The 16,877-nt window shown below is 43.8% G+C and carries 14 protein-coding genes and 2 pseudogenes; 7 read left to right on the forward strand and 9 right to left on the reverse strand.

The annotated features are described in order from the left end of the window. Window positions 1-330: 330 nt before the first annotated feature. The 8 genes and pseudogenes from FSB73_RS08305 to obgE form a co-directional block, all read right to left on the reverse strand. Window positions 331-843, reverse strand: coding sequence for a hypothetical protein (locus tag FSB73_RS08305; RefSeq protein ID WP_146781039.1), 513 nt, complete (start codon window positions 841-843; stop codon window positions 331-333). Between the two features lie 326 nt (window positions 844-1,169). After that, window positions 1,170-1,549, reverse strand: a pseudogene (gcvH, locus tag FSB73_RS27525) (glycine cleavage system protein GcvH). Between the two features lie 94 nt (window positions 1,550-1,643). Beyond that, window positions 1,644-2,834 (reverse strand): pyridoxal phosphate-dependent aminotransferase, encoded by a 1,191-nt coding sequence (locus FSB73_RS08315; protein WP_146781040.1) that lies wholly within the window; start codon window positions 2,832-2,834, stop codon window positions 1,644-1,646. A gap of 102 nt (window positions 2,835-2,936) precedes the next feature. Beyond that, window positions 2,937-3,674: a DUF4397 domain-containing protein gene (locus FSB73_RS08320; protein ID WP_146781041.1), complete on the reverse strand. Its 738-nt coding sequence runs from the start codon at window positions 3,672-3,674 to the stop codon at window positions 2,937-2,939. Window positions 3,675-3,759: 85 nt separating this feature from the next. Then, complete coding sequence (locus FSB73_RS08325; protein ID WP_146781042.1) at window positions 3,760-5,190, reverse strand: L-serine ammonia-lyase; 1,431 nt, start codon at window positions 5,188-5,190, stop codon at window positions 3,760-3,762. A gap of 141 nt (window positions 5,191-5,331) precedes the next feature. Next, window positions 5,332-6,567 carry a pyridoxal phosphate-dependent decarboxylase family protein gene (locus FSB73_RS08330; protein ID WP_146781043.1) on the reverse strand — a complete coding sequence of 412 codons (1,236 nt, stop codon included), beginning with the start codon at window positions 6,565-6,567 and terminating at the stop codon, window positions 5,332-5,334. Between the two features lie 144 nt (window positions 6,568-6,711). Next, window positions 6,712-7,614, reverse strand: a complete 903-nt coding sequence (locus FSB73_RS08335) for a ribonuclease Z (protein ID WP_146781044.1) — start codon at window positions 7,612-7,614, stop codon at window positions 6,712-6,714. 115 nt (window positions 7,615-7,729) lie between these two features. After that, on the reverse strand, window positions 7,730-8,734 hold the full coding sequence (gene obgE, locus FSB73_RS08340) for a GTPase ObgE (RefSeq protein ID WP_146781045.1): 1,005 nt from the start codon (window positions 8,732-8,734) through the stop codon (window positions 7,730-7,732). 183 nt (window positions 8,735-8,917) lie between these two features. Here obgE and FSB73_RS08345 point away from each other — a divergent pair, with 183 nt between their 5' ends. The 5 genes and pseudogenes from FSB73_RS08345 (at window position 8,918) to FSB73_RS08365 (ending at window position 14,910) form a co-directional block, all read left to right on the forward strand. Continuing rightward, on the forward strand, window positions 8,918-12,502 hold the full coding sequence (locus FSB73_RS08345; RefSeq protein ID WP_146781046.1) for a sensor histidine kinase: 3,585 nt from the start codon (window positions 8,918-8,920) through the stop codon (window positions 12,500-12,502). A 2-nt stretch (window positions 12,503-12,504) separates the two neighbouring features. Next, window positions 12,505-12,711: a hypothetical protein gene (locus FSB73_RS08350; RefSeq protein WP_146781047.1), complete on the forward strand. Its 207-nt coding sequence runs from the start codon at window positions 12,505-12,507 to the stop codon at window positions 12,709-12,711. After that, window positions 12,669-13,088 (forward strand): response regulator transcription factor, encoded by a 420-nt coding sequence (locus tag FSB73_RS08355; protein ID WP_158639467.1) that lies wholly within the window; start codon window positions 12,669-12,671, stop codon window positions 13,086-13,088. The genes FSB73_RS08350 and FSB73_RS08355 overlap by 43 nt, the downstream gene beginning before the upstream one ends. 17 nt (window positions 13,089-13,105) lie before the next feature. Further along, a pseudogene (locus FSB73_RS08360) lies at window positions 13,106-13,402 on the forward strand (helix-turn-helix domain-containing protein); the annotation flags it as partial. A 428-nt stretch (window positions 13,403-13,830) separates the two neighbouring features. Further along, window positions 13,831-14,910: an alpha-glucosidase domain-containing protein gene (locus FSB73_RS08365; RefSeq protein ID WP_146781050.1), complete on the forward strand. Its 1,080-nt coding sequence runs from the start codon at window positions 13,831-13,833 to the stop codon at window positions 14,908-14,910. On the opposite strand, the gene FSB73_RS27530 is transcribed toward FSB73_RS08365, so the two are convergent. Continuing rightward, complete coding sequence (locus tag FSB73_RS27530; protein ID WP_394344828.1) at window positions 14,844-15,257, reverse strand: hypothetical protein; 414 nt, start codon at window positions 15,255-15,257, stop codon at window positions 14,844-14,846. The genes FSB73_RS08365 and FSB73_RS27530 overlap by 67 nt on opposite strands. Between FSB73_RS27530 and FSB73_RS26530 the strand changes: the two genes are divergently transcribed. Together FSB73_RS26530 and FSB73_RS26535 are read left to right on the forward strand one after the other, a co-directional pair. Further along, window positions 15,212-15,730, forward strand: a complete 519-nt coding sequence (locus tag FSB73_RS26530) for a TIM-barrel domain-containing protein (RefSeq protein ID WP_394344845.1) — start codon at window positions 15,212-15,214, stop codon at window positions 15,728-15,730. The genes FSB73_RS27530 and FSB73_RS26530 overlap by 46 nt on opposite strands. Next, entirely contained in the window at window positions 15,661-16,758 is a 1,098-nt protein-coding gene (locus tag FSB73_RS26535; RefSeq protein WP_262712621.1) for a glycoside hydrolase family 31 protein, read from the forward strand. Before FSB73_RS26530 ends, FSB73_RS26535 begins: the two co-directional genes overlap by 70 nt. Window positions 16,759-16,877 lie beyond the last annotated feature (119 nt).

Below are 16,877 nucleotides of genomic sequence, written 5' to 3' on the forward strand. Positions count from 1 at the left end.
GAACGAAGGTTAATAGAAACAAAGCTATTAAACGCTACTAAGTTAGATTTGTAACAAAAGGTCAGCAAAGTCAAATTGAAGCGTCAAAGTAAGCTTAACAGATCTAACTTTTTCTTTCCCTAAAATAGGGGGATCAATCAATAGAAAAGTCTTCAAAGCGACTAATTAAGCGTTTAGAGAACCGAACAAACATATTTACATAAATAAGCGACCGAGTTGAAACAATATATTTTCAAGTCGGTCGCTTATTTACATTTAGTATTTGTAATACCGACTGGCTTGTCCGCCTATGGGTAGCGCACTTTAAACCAACTGGCACTTCTGCCTGATTTAGTTTTTGTGCAACACCAAATCTCCGTTAAACTGATTATCAACAATTAACAGTAGCAATGGGTGAATAGAAAACCCCAGTGAGTCTCCCTGGGTTTCTTTATAATTGAAGACAACTTTTCCGTCACTTTGGGTTAAACTTACCGGTATAATCTCCGTTTTTATATTGGTCGTCGGATGACTCAGCGCAATGACGTACTCTTTGTCAAAATCAATGGGCGTCGGTTTACCATTCGTGCCCATTGTGGAGGCCTTCCCAAAATAGGTATCAAAAATGGCTCGAGTCGTTATTTTGGCAGGTATTGAATCCTTTACGGAGTTATTGATAAAATAGTTTTCTGCTATAATAAAGGGAACGCTGTCCGCCGCTGCAACACTGGACTGCTGCCCTGACGTATCCTGCAAACTAATGCTGTCTTTATCACTTTTTTCCTGACCTGTGCTATTGCAGGCAGCAATGCTCATATACATAGCACTTAAGGCAATGGCCATCGGTAAAATATTTCTTCTCATCTATTCAAAAATTTTATTGCGTATTTACGCGTTCTTAAACCCCGAAACTCTGGCAGACAGCTGATTATCAACACCTTTCGTCTTCCAAAATAAATCAGGACATCTAAGATAAACAATAATAATGAGTAAATCCGCATCCCTGCGGTAAATTTATAAGAATCGTCAAGCAAGTTATCTGAACATTATTAGAAAATTACGAGGCCCCAAAATAAAGTGGCTTGCGGTTGGTCTAGCGTTAAAACGCGCTAGACCAACCGCAAGCCACCATAAGCTCATTAAACACTGCCGTTTTAAACGGCTGTTCTAAAGGGTTTTATTAAATATTTTTAGGATACCAGTGCCTGATAAGCATCGCTGTCCAGCAGTCCTTCCAGGTCAGTAGAATTTTCTAATTCAATTTTTACCATCCAGCCTTTGCCATATGGATCTGTATTCACCAGTTCGGGCTGATTTTCCAACTCAGGGTTAACTTCCAGGATTTTACCATTAATGGGTAAAAACAGATCGCTGACGGTTTTAACAGCTTCTACTGTACCAAACACTTCATCCGCTTTCAGGGAGTCCCCACAGAATTAATATCAACAAATACAATATCGCCGAGTTCGCCCTGGGCAAATTCAGTGATGCCAACCAACGCCTGATTACCATCCAGCGCTTTTATCCATTCATGGTCTTTTGTGTACTTTAATTCAGAAGGAAAATTCATAGTTATTTATTTTTATTGCACAAACGTACAGGAAATTTAAAAAAAATGTAGCGGGTCAGGCAAAATTATTTTCACGCGCCCGCTACAAAATAGATTATTTAAGTTTTGCCAGTGCATCCGCTATTCTTGCCCAGCCTTTTTCGATATTTTCGATGCTGTTTGCAAACGAAAAACGAACACAATTGGGTTCTCCAAAGGCAGCGCCCATCACAGAGGAAACATGTGCGGTATTCAGTAAATACATGGAGAAGTCTGCAGAATCTTTAATAGTGGTATTTCCATCAGATTTTCCATAATATTCATGCACATCCGGGAAAATATAAAAAGCGCCTTCAGGATCTGTGCATTTTAGCCCAGGTATTGTTTTTACAAGTTCCAGTACACGCTTTTTACGACGTGTAAATTCAGCGGCCATATCTCTAGACGGCTGTAAATCTCCTGTCAAGGCCGCAATCGCCGCCCGCTGAGTAATGGAACAAGTACCACTTGTCGTCTGACCCTGTATTTTTTCCATGGCCTTAGCCACTGTCGTGTTAGAGGCAGTATAGCCTAAACGCCATCCGGTCATAGCAAAGCCTTTACTAAGCCCATTGACTATAATTACCCTGTCTTTCAGATCCGCAAACTGAGCAATGCTCTGGTGCTCGCCTACATAATTTATATATTCATAGATCTCATCAGAGATAATAAAAATCTCCGGATAGGCCCTAAAAACTTCAGCTAATGCCGCTAACTCTTCTTTATTGTAAACCGCACCAGAAGGGTTGCAGGGAGAAGAGAACAGGAAGACTTTCGTCTTAGGCGTGATGGCTGCTTTTAACTGCTCAGGTGAGATTTTAAACCCACTTTCAGGGGTTGTACGAACTTCCACGACTTTCCCTCTGGCAATTTTTACCAGTTCAGAATATGTTACCCAATAAGGTGTAGGGATAATGACTTCATCGTCATCATCTGTAATGGCTAAAATAGCATTTGCCAGGCTTTGTTTGGCTCCCGTAGAAACCACAATCTGGGTAGGTTCATACGCCAGCTGATTGTCTCTTTTAAGTTTTGTCACTACCGCTTCTCTTAAATCCAGGAAGCCGGGAACAGGGGTATAATGACTCCAGTTGTCTTCAATGGCTTTAATCGCAGCGTCTTTAACATGCTTTGGCGTGTCAAAATCAGGTTCACCCAAACTCAGATCAATAACATCGATTCCCTGAGCTCTTAACTCACGGCCCATTTTGGCCATCTTGAGGGTCTCCGGCTCCGCAAACCGGTCGAGAAGAGAAGAAAGTTGCATAGTTTTATATTTGCTTATTGATGATTGACGCAAAGATATATAATAATTGTGCTCAGGCGGGTTATTAACCCAACACAATTTTCGGCCTTTTACATCCAGATTTTACTGTTCAGACACCAATACTTTGGGTTGCCGCATATACTCCCCAGTGGATAAGCTGTCATATCCTTCATAATAGATCGTGTAAAACTTTCCTTTTTCTATGGCCATCGTGAAGGAATCAATGATCACACCGGGATCATTGGTCTTCAAAAACAAAAACAAATAGGTATCTGTAAAAATAGTCGTGTATTGACCCAGTCTGCTATTCAGGCTATTGTCCAGATAAGTTCTACCCACGCCCAAATAAGGTAAAATGGTATCAAATCTGGTGGTTGTCCCTCTTCTTTTCAACCTTACGATGGACATCGAAGTTGTGTCCGGTGCAAAGTTAAAAAATCGGAGTTTAGCTGAGTCATACAAAGGGGCAACATCATCATCCGTTATAACAGAGAGCTTAACTCCGTTTGTCCGATTACTGCTGTCGGGGATTAGAAACAGTGAATACTTTTCACCGGCCTGCAGATATTGATTGCCGTTAATCAAGGTATCCTGATTGCCATTTTCATGGATTAATAACTTATAAAAGCCGGCGGGTCCGTTTAAAAATGCGGAGAACGTATCATAAGGGATATTTTCTGCCAGAACCTCATTATTTAATTCCAGATCAAAGCTTTTGCCTGGCATGGCATTGATCAGTCTTATTCTGGTAGGGGCCTGATTGCCAGTAACAGAAGACTTGGTACAGGCCCAGACAGTGGCTCCGATAAAAATGGTAAGTATAATATAGATGCGTTTCATCCAGTGTATTAAAGAGTTGCTTATAATTACAAATATAACGACAAATAAATGGTGGCAAAGATCCCCTAAAAATTGCAGTAGTCCTTTAACACTCACTTAGTCCCAGTGGAATGTGAACGGCCAGACCGCCATCCGAAGTTTCTTTGTATTTACTATTCATATCCAGGGCAGTATCCCACATGGTCTTTACTACCTTATCCAGGGAAACCTTTGCATAATCCGGTCCGCTTTGAAGGGCCAGCTGGGAGGCCGTGATAGCTTTGATGGCACCCATCGTATTTCTTTCAATACAAGGGATTTGCACCAGGCCACCTATGGGGTCACAGGTGAGGCCAAGATGGTGTTCCATGGCAATTTCAGCGGCCATCAGGCTCTGTTTTTGCGTACCTCCCAGCGCCTCAGCCAGCGCTGCTGCCGCCATTGCGGATGAAACGCCGATTTCAGCCTGACAGCCACCCATGGCTGCGGAGATCGTCGCACCTTTTTTAAAGATACAGCCGATTTCAGAGGCCGTTAACAAAAACTGGATGATTTTTTCCTCATCTACATCCTGGCAAAAAGCAATATAATACATCAAAACTGCCGGGATAACCCCTGCTGCGCCATTGGTGGGCGCAGTAACAACCCGTCCGAAGGCGGCATTCTCCTCATTGACAGCCAGTGCAAAACAGCTCATCCAATCCAGAATCTCATTAAAATTACCTTTGGATTGTCTGACTATACTGAGCCACTCATCATAGTTTGTATAAGTTGCTTTCTTTGTCAGTCGTTTATTCAGCTCAAAGGCCCTGCGCCTGACATTTAACCCACCAGGCAGAATGCCCTGATGGTGGCAACCTCTATAAATACAGGCTTTCATAGTCTCCCAGATATGCAGCACCCCAGCTCTTGTCTCCTCTTCCGCCCGCCAGATGGATTCATTTTCTAAGACAACATCATGAATCGCCATACCGGTTTTCATGCACCAAAAGATGAGATCTTTCGCATCCTGAATAGGAAAGGGCAACTCCACTAGTTGACTGGCATCTGGTCCTATCTGGCCTTCTTTCACCACAAATCCACCGCCAATAGAATACCAGGTCTCACTCAGATCTTCGCCATTTTCAAAGCGGATTAAAAAAGTCAGTGCGTTGGGATGGAAGGGCAAAGACTCACTAAACAAAAATGCAATATCTTGCTTAGGATCAAAATCAATCAAATGGCTTCCGCCCAGATTTAATCTTTTTTCCTCAGCGATCTCGTCCATTTTAATCGTAATCAAGCCAACATCTGTCGTTTCCGGGTCTTCCCCTAGGAGCCCCATTTTTACAGCGATATCCGTTCCGTGCCCATGGCCCGTTTTTGCCAGAGAGCCGTACAGCAATACCTCAATATGGCTTACTTTTTCCATAAGTCCGCGCCCTTTGATCTCCTCCAGCACCCTAAGTGCCGCTTTCCAAGGACCCAGCGTATGCGAGCTGGAAGGCCCCACCCCAATTTTAAACATATCAAATACCGATATTGCCTCGTTTGCCATAGCCAAATGACGAATTTAGATTTAGTAATGCCTTTTGTTACAACGTTATTATTTACATGTATCCAACCTGCAAAACTAACAATTGTTCCCGATAAACGGACAGTGGAGTACGTTAAATTCATAAGTTTCTAGGAAAATCTCCTACCCGTTCCCTTTATCCAAATCCGACAAAAAATCCAGCAACTTCGTTTGATCAACATGCTCCATTACCACAATTTTATACCAGGAGGCAGGTCCTGTATGTTTATCTGGAACCAGGTAGTATTTTTCCGCTATTGCCGTTTGCAGGTCCTCACTGTAAATGGTCACAATATTCATATACTTATGCCGGTAATATCGAATCCCTCTTTTTTCCAGTTCCTTACAAAACCAGCTGGTGCGGTTGAGCAATACCTGTATTTTTTCCTGCCACCCGTAATACCCATAAGTCATAAGAATCATCCAGACAGCCACGGCATTCGCACCGGAGCGACTGCCAGAGAGCGTTATATCCATGCCATTTACATAGGCCGCCTGCTCAGTATACACATACTGCATCAGATTTTTTCTTGCTAAAAAAATGCCGGTGCCATAGGGTGCCTGCAACATTTTATGGGCGTCTAAGGTGATGGAGCTAATATCCGGGTTTTTAAAATCTAACTTTATCTCACTTGTGGCCACCGGGTAGATAAAGCCTCCAAAGGCGCCATCTACATGTAGTTTAAATGGCAGCCCTGCCGCCTTTAATACCGAAGTATAAATGTCAGGATCATCCACGCTTCCAAACATGGTGGTCGCCATATTGGCGACTACGATAAAATAGCGGACGCCTTGCTGCATTGCCACACGAACCTTCGCTTCAACAGCTGCCTTTTCTATTAAACGGGTCGTGTGTTCAACTGGCACTGTAATATGATGCAGTCCAAAAATTCCGGCCCCTTTGGCAATGGAATAATGCGTGTCCTCAGATGCGATAAGGGCGATTTGCCGGGGCTGAGCCAGATACTCCTTTTGAAAATAATTGCGATAAATCCAGATAGCCTGCAAATTAGCCTCTGTACCTCCAGAGGCAATATAACCATCTGTGCTTTTTTCTGCTGCACCCAGCAGATCTTCACTTAACAAACTAATAACCTCTTTTTCCAGCTGTTGAGTGCCTTTAAAAAATGGTTCTGACTCTCCCAATGTATGACAACCGATATGGTTTGGATTGTGGACATAGAGTCTAAGCCAGGGAGAGTCTTTTAAAAAACTGGCCTGGCCATAGAACACCTTATCGTCTAAGGTAGATGCCGGCACCCCCAGGGAGCCACCTTCCCAGTAATTGACATTTTGTTTCAAGGCTTGACTGATAATACTGTCTTGCGTAGCAGCGGAAAGTTTTTTCCAGTATTTCATGGTTTTAATCGTCTTTTTTTCTTTAGTTATTTTCGTTCATTAACCGGCGATTGCCGGTAAATGACTTTTTGTACTTGCCAAAGCGCGTTTATATGCCACAAATTATACCGCTGCTTTGTTTGTATTATTAATACTATTATATACCTATACCAAATATGTTACACCTTCCTGGCTCAGATCAGTATAAGGGAATACGGCTCTGGCCTCCGCTTCAAATGGTTGTACCCCTTTAAACTTACTGCTAAAATGCCCGAGTAATAACCGGCCTACTTCAGCCCGCTCAGCAATCATGGCTGCTTGTTTTGCCGTAGAATGAAAGCGATTTTTGGCCTGCTCAGCAAAATCATCCAGATAAGTGGATTCATGATAGAGTACATCCACTTGTTTAATAAAAGGCAAAAAGCTGTCCGTAAATAAGGTATCCGCACAATAGGCATAACTCAGGTTTTTTCTGCCAGGCACCGTAAGCATTTCATTTTTGAGCAAGCGGCCATCCTTGGTCTGATAATCCGCGCCCCATTGTAATTTTTCAAAATAAGCCTGTGGGACCTCATATTGCCTGGTCAGATCGGGATCGATCTTTCTGGGCGCATGATTTTCCCGGATCAGAAAACCATAGCAGGGAATTTTGTGCTCCACGGGAAAAGTTTCTATCCGGTATTTAGCAGTTTGTACCAGCACTGCCGGGCCTTCTAATGGATGAAAAATCAACTCATAAGGCAAAATGGAATCCGACACACTTAATTGCAGATCAATCAACTCTTTTAAAGGAGCCGGACCATACAGATGCAGAGGCGTGGTACGGTTGATCAGGGCCATTGAGCTGATCAGACCGATCAAACCAAAATAATGATCTCCGTGTAAATGAGAAATGAAGATCCGGGTAATCCTGCTACGTTTGACATGGTAGTTTTTGATCTGCATCTGCGTACCTTCCCCACAATCCAGTAATAGCACCTCCCCGGCGATTGTGACCGCCTGGGCTGTCGGATGCCGGTCATGAGCCGGCACAGCAGAATTGTTTCCTAATATGGTTACGCCAAACATACGATAAATATAATATTGCCTGCTTTTGCAGGATTCAGGCTTGTTACCCAATCAATCATCCTGCTTGGCATTGATTTTCAAAATAAAGTAGCAGTAACGGCTGTCCAATTGATAACTATTCGCTTTGCGTCATATTGAGCTTTGCCCAGAGCAGATCTTTTAGCTCTACGATGCCAAAGCCAGTCACAGAAGAAATAAAAATATGGGGCAGCTTTTCTGGCAGTTCCTTTGCGATCTCCCTTTTTAATTCCTCATCCAGCATATCCGATTTGCTGATCGCTATCAGCATATCTTTTTGCAATAGTTCGGGGTTGAACTGCTCCAGCTCATTATAAAGGACCGCAAATTCCTTTGCATGATCCTCACTATCAGCGGGAATTAAAAATAATAATACCGCATTTCGTTCAATATGTCTTAAAAACCGGTGCCCCAGTCCTTTGCCTTCCGAGGCCCCTTCAATAATCCCAGGCAAATCTGCCATACAAAAAGACCTGCCATCCCGGTAGGGCACCATACCCAAATTCGGTATGAGTGTTGTAAAAGCATAATTGGCAATTTTAGGTTTAGCGGCGCTTACCACTGAGAGCAAGGTGGATTTACCCGCATTGGGAAAGCCCACAAGTCCTACATCTGCCAAGACCTTTAATTCCAGAAGTTTATATCCCTCAACACCTTCTTCTCCTGGCTGGGAATGTTCTGGCACCTGATTGGTAGGCGTGGCAAAATGCTGGTTTCCCTGCCCGCCGCGACCACCACGCAGCCAGATAACCTCCTGACCATCTTCCAGTATCTCCGCTTCGATTTCTCCCGTTTCTTCATCCCTGGCAATAGTGCCCAAAGGAACTTCAATAATCACATCCTTTCCAAAACGACCAGTACAATTATTTTTCATCCCATTCTCCCCGTCATCGGCCACAACATTTTTAAAATAACGCAGATGAAGTAAGGTCCATAACTGTTTATTACCTCTGAGAATTACATGCCCGCCGCGGCCACCATCTCCCCCATCGGGACCAGCCTTGGCATTAAATTTTGTCCGCATAAAATGCGTAATACCTCTGCCGCCCTTACCACTGTGGCAAAAAACACGGATATAATCAATAAAATTCTTTTCTGACATGGATCGGACTTTCTGTTATAGCAGCGAAGATATATCAAAAATAGGCGTTTTTAGCGATTAGCCGTGCATTAAAGCAGCAAAGCGTCTACCTTAACAGGATTAAGGCCTTGACATGGTTTATCAAAAAAAGGGGTATTTTTAACACCTGCTAAAGATTTAACTAAAAAAAACGTAAAAACGGTTATGCGGCATATATGCAAATGGCGGGTTATCCTTATGGGGCTTTTTCTTCTGGGAGGTTGCTCCTGTTTTGCCTTGCAGCGTCAACTCAGCTTTACCCACTTAGACATCGGTGACGGCCTGATTCACAACCAGGTCAATTGTATCATGAAAGATGCCAAAGGTTTTGTATGGCTTGGCACCCCCTCAGGCCTGAGCCGTTATGATGGCAGACATTTTATAAATTTCAGGCACAACAGTAATGACAGCACAAGCCTGACTGATAATTATATAGAAAGTATTTATAATTTGCCAGGAGGCTATCTTTGGATTAAATCCAGATCTTCCAGTGATATATTTGATCCCCGTAAAATGCGCTTTTCTCATGATAAAAATGCTTTTTTAAAAGCCCTGGGGCTGCCCGCAGGCGAGGTGCAGCAAATCAGACGCATTTCAACAGATAAATATCTGTTTATTTATAAGGACAAGGGTGTCGTCTTATATGAATCTCCCAATTATTTGCAAGTCCTACCTAAAATCACCTTTTTCCCTGCAAGTCCGGTTTTTATAACTGCAGATGCCACTGTTGACCGCAGCGGTAAAATTTGGGTAATCTCTCAAACAGGGATTTTGATCAGTTTTGAACCGTCACTCGGTAAATGGCAGGTAGCCGCAAAGCTGGCAAAGGCCCCTCAAGGCGACAAAACAAAACTCAGTCAGCCTACGCAATCTTACCGGGTATTTGCAGACAGCAAAGGCGCTGTCTGGATATACAATAGCGGCAGACCTGGGGCTTTATTTACACTGCAGCGGGGAGAAAGCAATTTCAAAGTATACCAGGAAAACAAATTAAGCTCAGGTAATGCCCCCGGCCTGAATAATAATATCATTAATGCTTTGACCGAGGATGACCAGGGCAATATATGGGTTGGCACCGATCATGGCGGTATCAATATCATTAATCCCCATAATGGATCCGTCCGTTATTTGATGAACAACCCTGAAAACCAAAAGTCCTTAGCCCAGAACTGTATATATGATCTGTATAAGGATGACAACGGCCTGATCTGGGTAGGCACCTATAAAAAGGGAGTGTGTTATTATAATGAGAGGATGGACAGGTTCCCTTTGTATAGTCATGATCCCAACCAGACGGGGCCCAGGCGCACACTTCCATTTGAAGATGTCAACCGGTTCGTGGAAGATGAAAGCGGGAATCTGTGGATCGGCACCAATGGGGGTGGACTTATTTATTATAACCAGCAGGATTCCACCTTTAAAAGATTTACGCATAAAGCAGGAGATCCAAGTAGCTTATGTGCGGATGTCATTGTTGGTCTATGCTATGACAGTCAGCACCGGCTTTGGATCGGCACCTATTATGGTGGACTCGATTGCTACCAGAATGGACGCTTCACACACTACCGCCACCACGAGGATAATCCGCAAAGTTTAAGTGATGATAGGGTCTGGGATATCATTGAAGACAAAAACAAAGCCATCTGGATCGCCACCTTGGGTGGTGGTCTTCAAAAAATGGATCCGGCAACAGGCATTTTCACGACTTATCCTCCCAGCCACCCGAATCTGGATGGTAGCGCCTATGTGGTGACCCTGGATCAATTAAGTAATGGCGACCTTTGGGCCGGCACCGCCGCCGGCATTGATATCTATCCAAAGAGTGGCGGCCAGCCCAGGCACCTGGGCAATATAGCTGGCAACCAACAGTCCCTGAGTAACGACAATATCAATACCATCTATGAAGATCAAAAAGGCGATGTTTGGGTGGGCACCAGAGAAGGTCTCAATTGCATAGATCCCAAAACAGGTTTTATCCGAAGATTTACGACCCAGGACGGCCTACCTGATAACACAATACTGACCATTTTAGAAGATCAGCAACATTATCTTTGGATGAGTACACCAAACGGGCTCATTCGTTTTAGGCCACCGGCCACCATGACCGACTCCATCAAAGCCAGTGCTTTTCGAAAATTTGATGAGTCAGACGGGTTGCAAGGCCGGGAGTTCAATGAGAAGTCCGCCTTTAAGACTAAGGCGGGCCTATTGATTTTTGGAGGGGCAGGAGGCTTTAATATGTTTAATCCTGGGGACATTCATATCGATTATCATACACCACCTATCGTTTTCACGGAACTTCAGATTGGGGGCAAGACCACAGCCATCGATAAGAAATACAGTGGCCGGACGATCTTAAAAAATGCCCCTTCCTGGACAAGTCACCTGACACTTCCCTACGGCGCCAGTGACTTCTCTTTGTCATTTATGGCGCTTGGTTATGGGCACTCCTCCAGAATCAAATATGCCTACCGCCTCAAAGGATTTAATGAGGATTGGATTTTAATAGAAAATAACGCAGATAACCGGGCAACTTATACCAATTTAAATCCTGGCGATTATACGCTGGAGGTGAAAAGCTGCAATCAGGATGGCATCTGGAATAACCGTCCCACGACCATGCAATTAAGTATTCTGCCTCCTTTTTGGAAAACCTCCTGGGCCTATCTGATTTATCTGTTACTACTGGCAGGCGTACTATACATGGCCAGAAGTATTTTGCTTTATCGGGCAAGGATGCGTTTTGAATTAGATCGGCAGCGACAGCAGGCCAGTCATACCCATGATATGGATATGCTGAAGATTCGCTTTCTCACTAATATCAGCCATGAGTTCAGAACACCGCTCAGCCTGATCTTAGCACCGCTGGAAAAATTGATGAAGGAAGTCCAGGAGCCTGCCTTAAAAACGCAATTGGATATGGTCAGACGCAATGCAAAAAGATTATTGCACCTGGTCAGTCAGCTGCTTGATCTCAGAAAAATGGAAGTGCAGGAGATCGCCCTTCATCCAACCAGGGCAGATATTGTAAGCTTTGTAAAAGATACCGCCATCTCATTCACAGATATCGCAGAAAAGAAAAACATTAATTTTACCATAATCAGCCTCCCTACCGGCCTTCAGGCTAATTTCGATCCGGATAAACTAGAAAGGATCTTGTTTAATTTGCTCTCCAATGCGTTTAAGTTCACCCCGGAAGGTGGAACCATTACACTTACTATGGCACAAGAAACTACGCCAAACGAAGTACAGATGGCCGATACAGAGGGCCAGGTTAATAATAAAGACCTGGCTAGTGAGAAGCTAAGTGAAAAGGTCAATGAAAAAAATTGGATAAGCATAGCGATCCAGGATAATGGTATTGGTATCCCTGATGATAAGCTCCATCAGATTTTTGAAAGGTTTTTCCAGCATGCATTGCCCTATCAGATGGTCAATGCAGGTAGTGGCATAGGGCTATCTATCACTCAGGAATTTGTTCGTCTGCATGGGGGCAGGATCGAAGTATCCTCGTTAGAAGGCAAAGGGAGTTGCTTTACGGTCTACTTACCCCTGATGTCCTATGCAGGAACTGACTTAGTAGCAGAAAAAGAATTAACTACTGCAACTTCTTATACTGCTGGCATAGCTATAGAAAATGCCTTGCAACAGCGCTCACTTACACCTGTTGATAACGATGCAGAAAGAGAAGTAGTGGAAAACGATGAACAGAAAGCTGGACAGGCAACTGAAGGGGGGCACATGGCGTAAAGATGCATATTGAGTTATTACATGCAGATCAGCATTCCGAAGCCACTAATGATGGAAAATCCGGCAAAAACAAGCTGGATGGCCGCAAAAAAACGATATTACTGGTGGAAGATCATGAGGATTTTAGATTTTATCTGAAAGATAACCTGGGGTACAGTTTAATATTTTGCAGGCCGCTGACGGGCAGAAGGGATGGGATCTGTGTTTGAGCGCCCGACCAGACCTTGTGGTCAGTGATATCATGATGGAAGGAATGGATGGGTTACAACTTTGCCGAAAAATCAAAAAAGACCCCCGAACATCATCCATTCCAGTGATTTTACTCTCCGCCAAGGCCGCAGCATCGCAGCAAGTGGAAGGACTCAAGCACGGTGCCAATGATTATATGACCAAGCCTTTTAATTTTGAAGTACTCCAGGCCCGTATTATGAATTTGCTCAGTCAGGTCAAACAAAGCAAAAAAGATACGCCTGCAAAAATAGAGATCCAGCCCAAAAACACACCCATTGACAGTCAGCAAGAGCAGTTTTTGCAGGCAGCCAAACAGGCCGTTGAGGCAGCAATGGATGATAGTGATTTTCTGTAGAACAACTCAGTCAGGCTTTATATGTAAGCCGGGTTACCTTATATAAGAAACTGGTGGCCATAACAGGTAAGACGCCGATAGAATTTATCCGAACCCTTAAGGTTAAAAAAGCCGCCATATATCTTCAAAAGGGCATGAACGTCGCTCAGGCAGCCTATGAAGTGGGCTATAATAACCCCAAAAACTTCACAAAGCATTTTAAGCAAGTATTCGGGATGCTGCCCTCTGAGTATAGCCAGCAGATGAAAGAACAGAAAATGGATGACTTTGCTAAGCCTGACCCAGATCCAGACCCGGATCCAAATAAAAGCTAACCGGTAAATTTTTACACTTTCTAATTGCCTGCATCAAAAATGCACAAAAGCACGCGCACCTTAAGATGATGCGCTTGCTTTTTTTATGCAACAGATGTGGCTGCATGCATTCCGGCCCACAACCCAAAAGGTACTAACGGAGCTTCATCTGTTAATTGCACTATAACGATTGCTGGGAAACAAAATGTCCCGTTAAAGGCAGAATTTTCAAAAAAAACGAGAGTTATTTAGCTAAAATCTACCTCCTTAACAAAATCGGCCCCTTAAAGAAACATCCTATTACCCTGGCTTAACAAAATAGGCCTCAATTATGAATAGGGAAGTCGGTTGTTAGTCTTTGTTAAGGATAGCTTTGGATTGTTAATAGAAAACAAATGTAAAAGCATTTAAAAATCATTTTATCCATTATCATAACAATCCTATAAAGCATGCGAGCGCGTACATCACTCATTAAGAAGAAAAGACAGACAGGCAATAGCACAAAATTATACCGCTTACCAATAATAGCCCTTTTGGTATTTGCTATCTGCGGATATGGCCTAAAAGCACAATCTTCTAAAAATCATCACTATACTAAAATTGCCAACGGCATTATCCTTAATCCAATCCAAGGGCCAAACCCCGGTCAGTATCTTAAACTGCAATTCGTGACACCGACCACGCTCCATGTAAGTATAAAAACGGACAACCACTTTGACTCAAATCCCACCCTAATGGTTGAAAATCGGCCAATAAACACAGTTGATTTTCAGATTAGCACCAGGCAGGGCGGCCAGCAGCTTGTTCTAAAATCCAGTAAGCTGCAGTCAGCCGTTGACCTGACAACCGGCCTGGTCAGCTACCTGGATAAAAACGGCAAAACCTTATTGGAAGAAGCAGGTGCCCGCAGTTTTCAACCCGTTAGCATCGGCGCAGCTGGTTATTACGGTATTACCCAGGTTTTCAATAATATCCAAAACGTTCCTTTGTATGGACTTGGTGGTAATCAATTGGGCTATACCGATATGCGGGGAAAAGACTTGGAAATGATTCAATACAACTCCAATGTATTTAACCCATTTTTAGTGAGCACTGGTCATTTTGCCCTTTTTTGGAATAATACCTCCATCACCTATTACGGGCACCCTGAAAAATTTAAGGACTTAAATAGCCTGCAGCTATTCGATAAATCAGGGAAACCGGGTGCACTTACCGCTACGTATATTACGGATAGTACAAAACCTGAGCGCAGCATTACCCGTCTGGAAAATACCATTGGCTATCAGTTCGCTAAGGACACCGCTTCCTTACCTGCCGGCTTTAAGATGGATAACCGCTCCAAAGTTATCTGGGAGGGCCAAATTGCCTCAAGCGACGCTACTGCCATGCATGATTTTATCCTGAAGTTTGGCGGTTACATCAAAGTCTGGCTAAACGATTCCCTTGCCCTTGACTGGTGGCGTCAGGCCTGGAATCCGGCAGAAGCTCCTTTTAGATTAAATATGGAGACAAATAAAAATACAATATAAAAGTCGTCTGGTGTCCGGACGGCGGCGCCTCCTTTGCCGCCATCCGGCAAAAAACCGCTGTTAAAAACCAGGACCGTCAGATTCGCTTTCATTCCGAGGCAGGCAAGCAGATTGACTATTACGTGATGACCGGTCAGAATATCGACAGCCTGATCGGTGGTTACCGCAGTTTGACTGGCAAGGCACCTATTATGCCAAAATGGGCCTATGGTTTTTGGCAAAGCAAAGAACATTATAATAGTCAAAAGAGATCTTAAACACTGCTCGGCAGTTTCGGGAAAGACAGATCCCCATTGACAATATTGTTCAGGACTGGTATTATTGGAAAAAAGACGATTGGGGCTCACAACGTTTTGACAGCTCCCGCTACCCGGATCCTGCAGCGATGATATCCCAACTACATCACAAATACAACCTGCATTTTATGATCTCTGTATGGCCAAAATTCTATCAGGGTTCAAAATATTTTAAAGATTTCTGGGACAACAACTGGCTTTATAAACAAAACGTGCTGGATAAACGCGCTGATTGGATGGGCTATGTTTCTACTTTCTATGACGCCTTTAATCCAAAAGCTGGAAAAGCCTTCTGGAATATCGTTAAAAAGAGCATTTACAGTAAAGGCGTAGACGCCTGGTGGCTGGACGCTACCGAACCGGACATTGTGGATAATATTACCAATGCGCACAGAATGGAACTAATGACCCCCACCTACAAGGTCGCCCCCAGATTAATTTTAATGCCTATGCCCTGGCCCAGGATAAAACCTTTTATGAAGGGCAAAGGCAGGCAGATCCCAATAAACGCGTCTTTATCCTGACCCGGTCAGCTACCGGCGGTTCCCAGCGTTACGCAGCAGCGACCTGGAGCGGCGACATCGGCGCCACCTGGCAGGAAATGCATCGCCAGATCGCAACAGGCATCAGTTTTTCCATGACCGGGATTCCATACTGGAGTATGGATATCGGTGGCTTTGCAGTTGAAAACAAATTTCAACATCCAAGCGAGGCTTTAACCGCCGACTGGCGGGAGCTACAAACAAGGTGGTATCAGTTTGGCACTTTTAGTCCAATTTTCAGATCGCATGGCCAGGCACCTGCCAGAGAAATGTTCCATATCGCACCGGAAAATCATCCTGCCTATAAATCCATGTTGTATTACGATCAGCTCAGATACCGGTTAATGCCATATATCTATTCACTGGGAGCGGCGACTTACTTTAAAAACTATACGCTGATGCGTGGACTCGCCATGGATTTTGCAGAAGACAGCAAGGCCGAAGCAGTAGCAGATGCCTTTATGTTTGGGCCCGCGCTGCTGATCGAACCGGTTACAAAGCCTGGTTCCACGACAAAAACGGTCTATTTGCCCAAAATAGAAGGAGCTGACAATAATAAATGGTACTGCCTTTATGATGGTAAAGGTTATACAGGAGGCCAGACCATTCAGGCCGTAGCACCCTATGAGCGTATGCCGGTATTTGTACCAGCAGGAAGCATTTTACCCATAGGCCCCATAACCCAGCACACTGGGCCTATGGCTGACACCTTAGATATCTACATTTATACTGGTAAAGATGCAGACTTTACCTTATACCAGGATCAGGGTACTACTTACGACTATCAAAATGGAGACTACCAAAAAATCCGTCTCCATTATAACGACAAAACCAGTACCCTTAAAATTGACGCCAGCACCGGCCACTATAAAGGCCCGGGCTCTACTGGCAAGGAGTTTCGGATTCATATGGTCAGTATGGCACACCAGATCGGCATTGACACAAAATCTCCTCCAGCAAAGACGATTCATTACAAGGGACAAACCATAAGCGTCTTATTACAACCATGAGGATAGCAGTTCATTAAAAATGACTTGTAAAACATGCTAAGACTAATCAACGAGCAACATATATAACCACTGTACATGCGCTAACAAAAAAAATAGAAGCAATAAACATTAAAACATTC

Source organism: Arachidicoccus ginsenosidivorans, assembly GCF_007971385.1.
In the GTDB taxonomy this organism is placed as follows: Bacteria; Bacteroidota; Bacteroidia; order Chitinophagales; family Chitinophagaceae; genus Arachidicoccus; species Arachidicoccus ginsenosidivorans.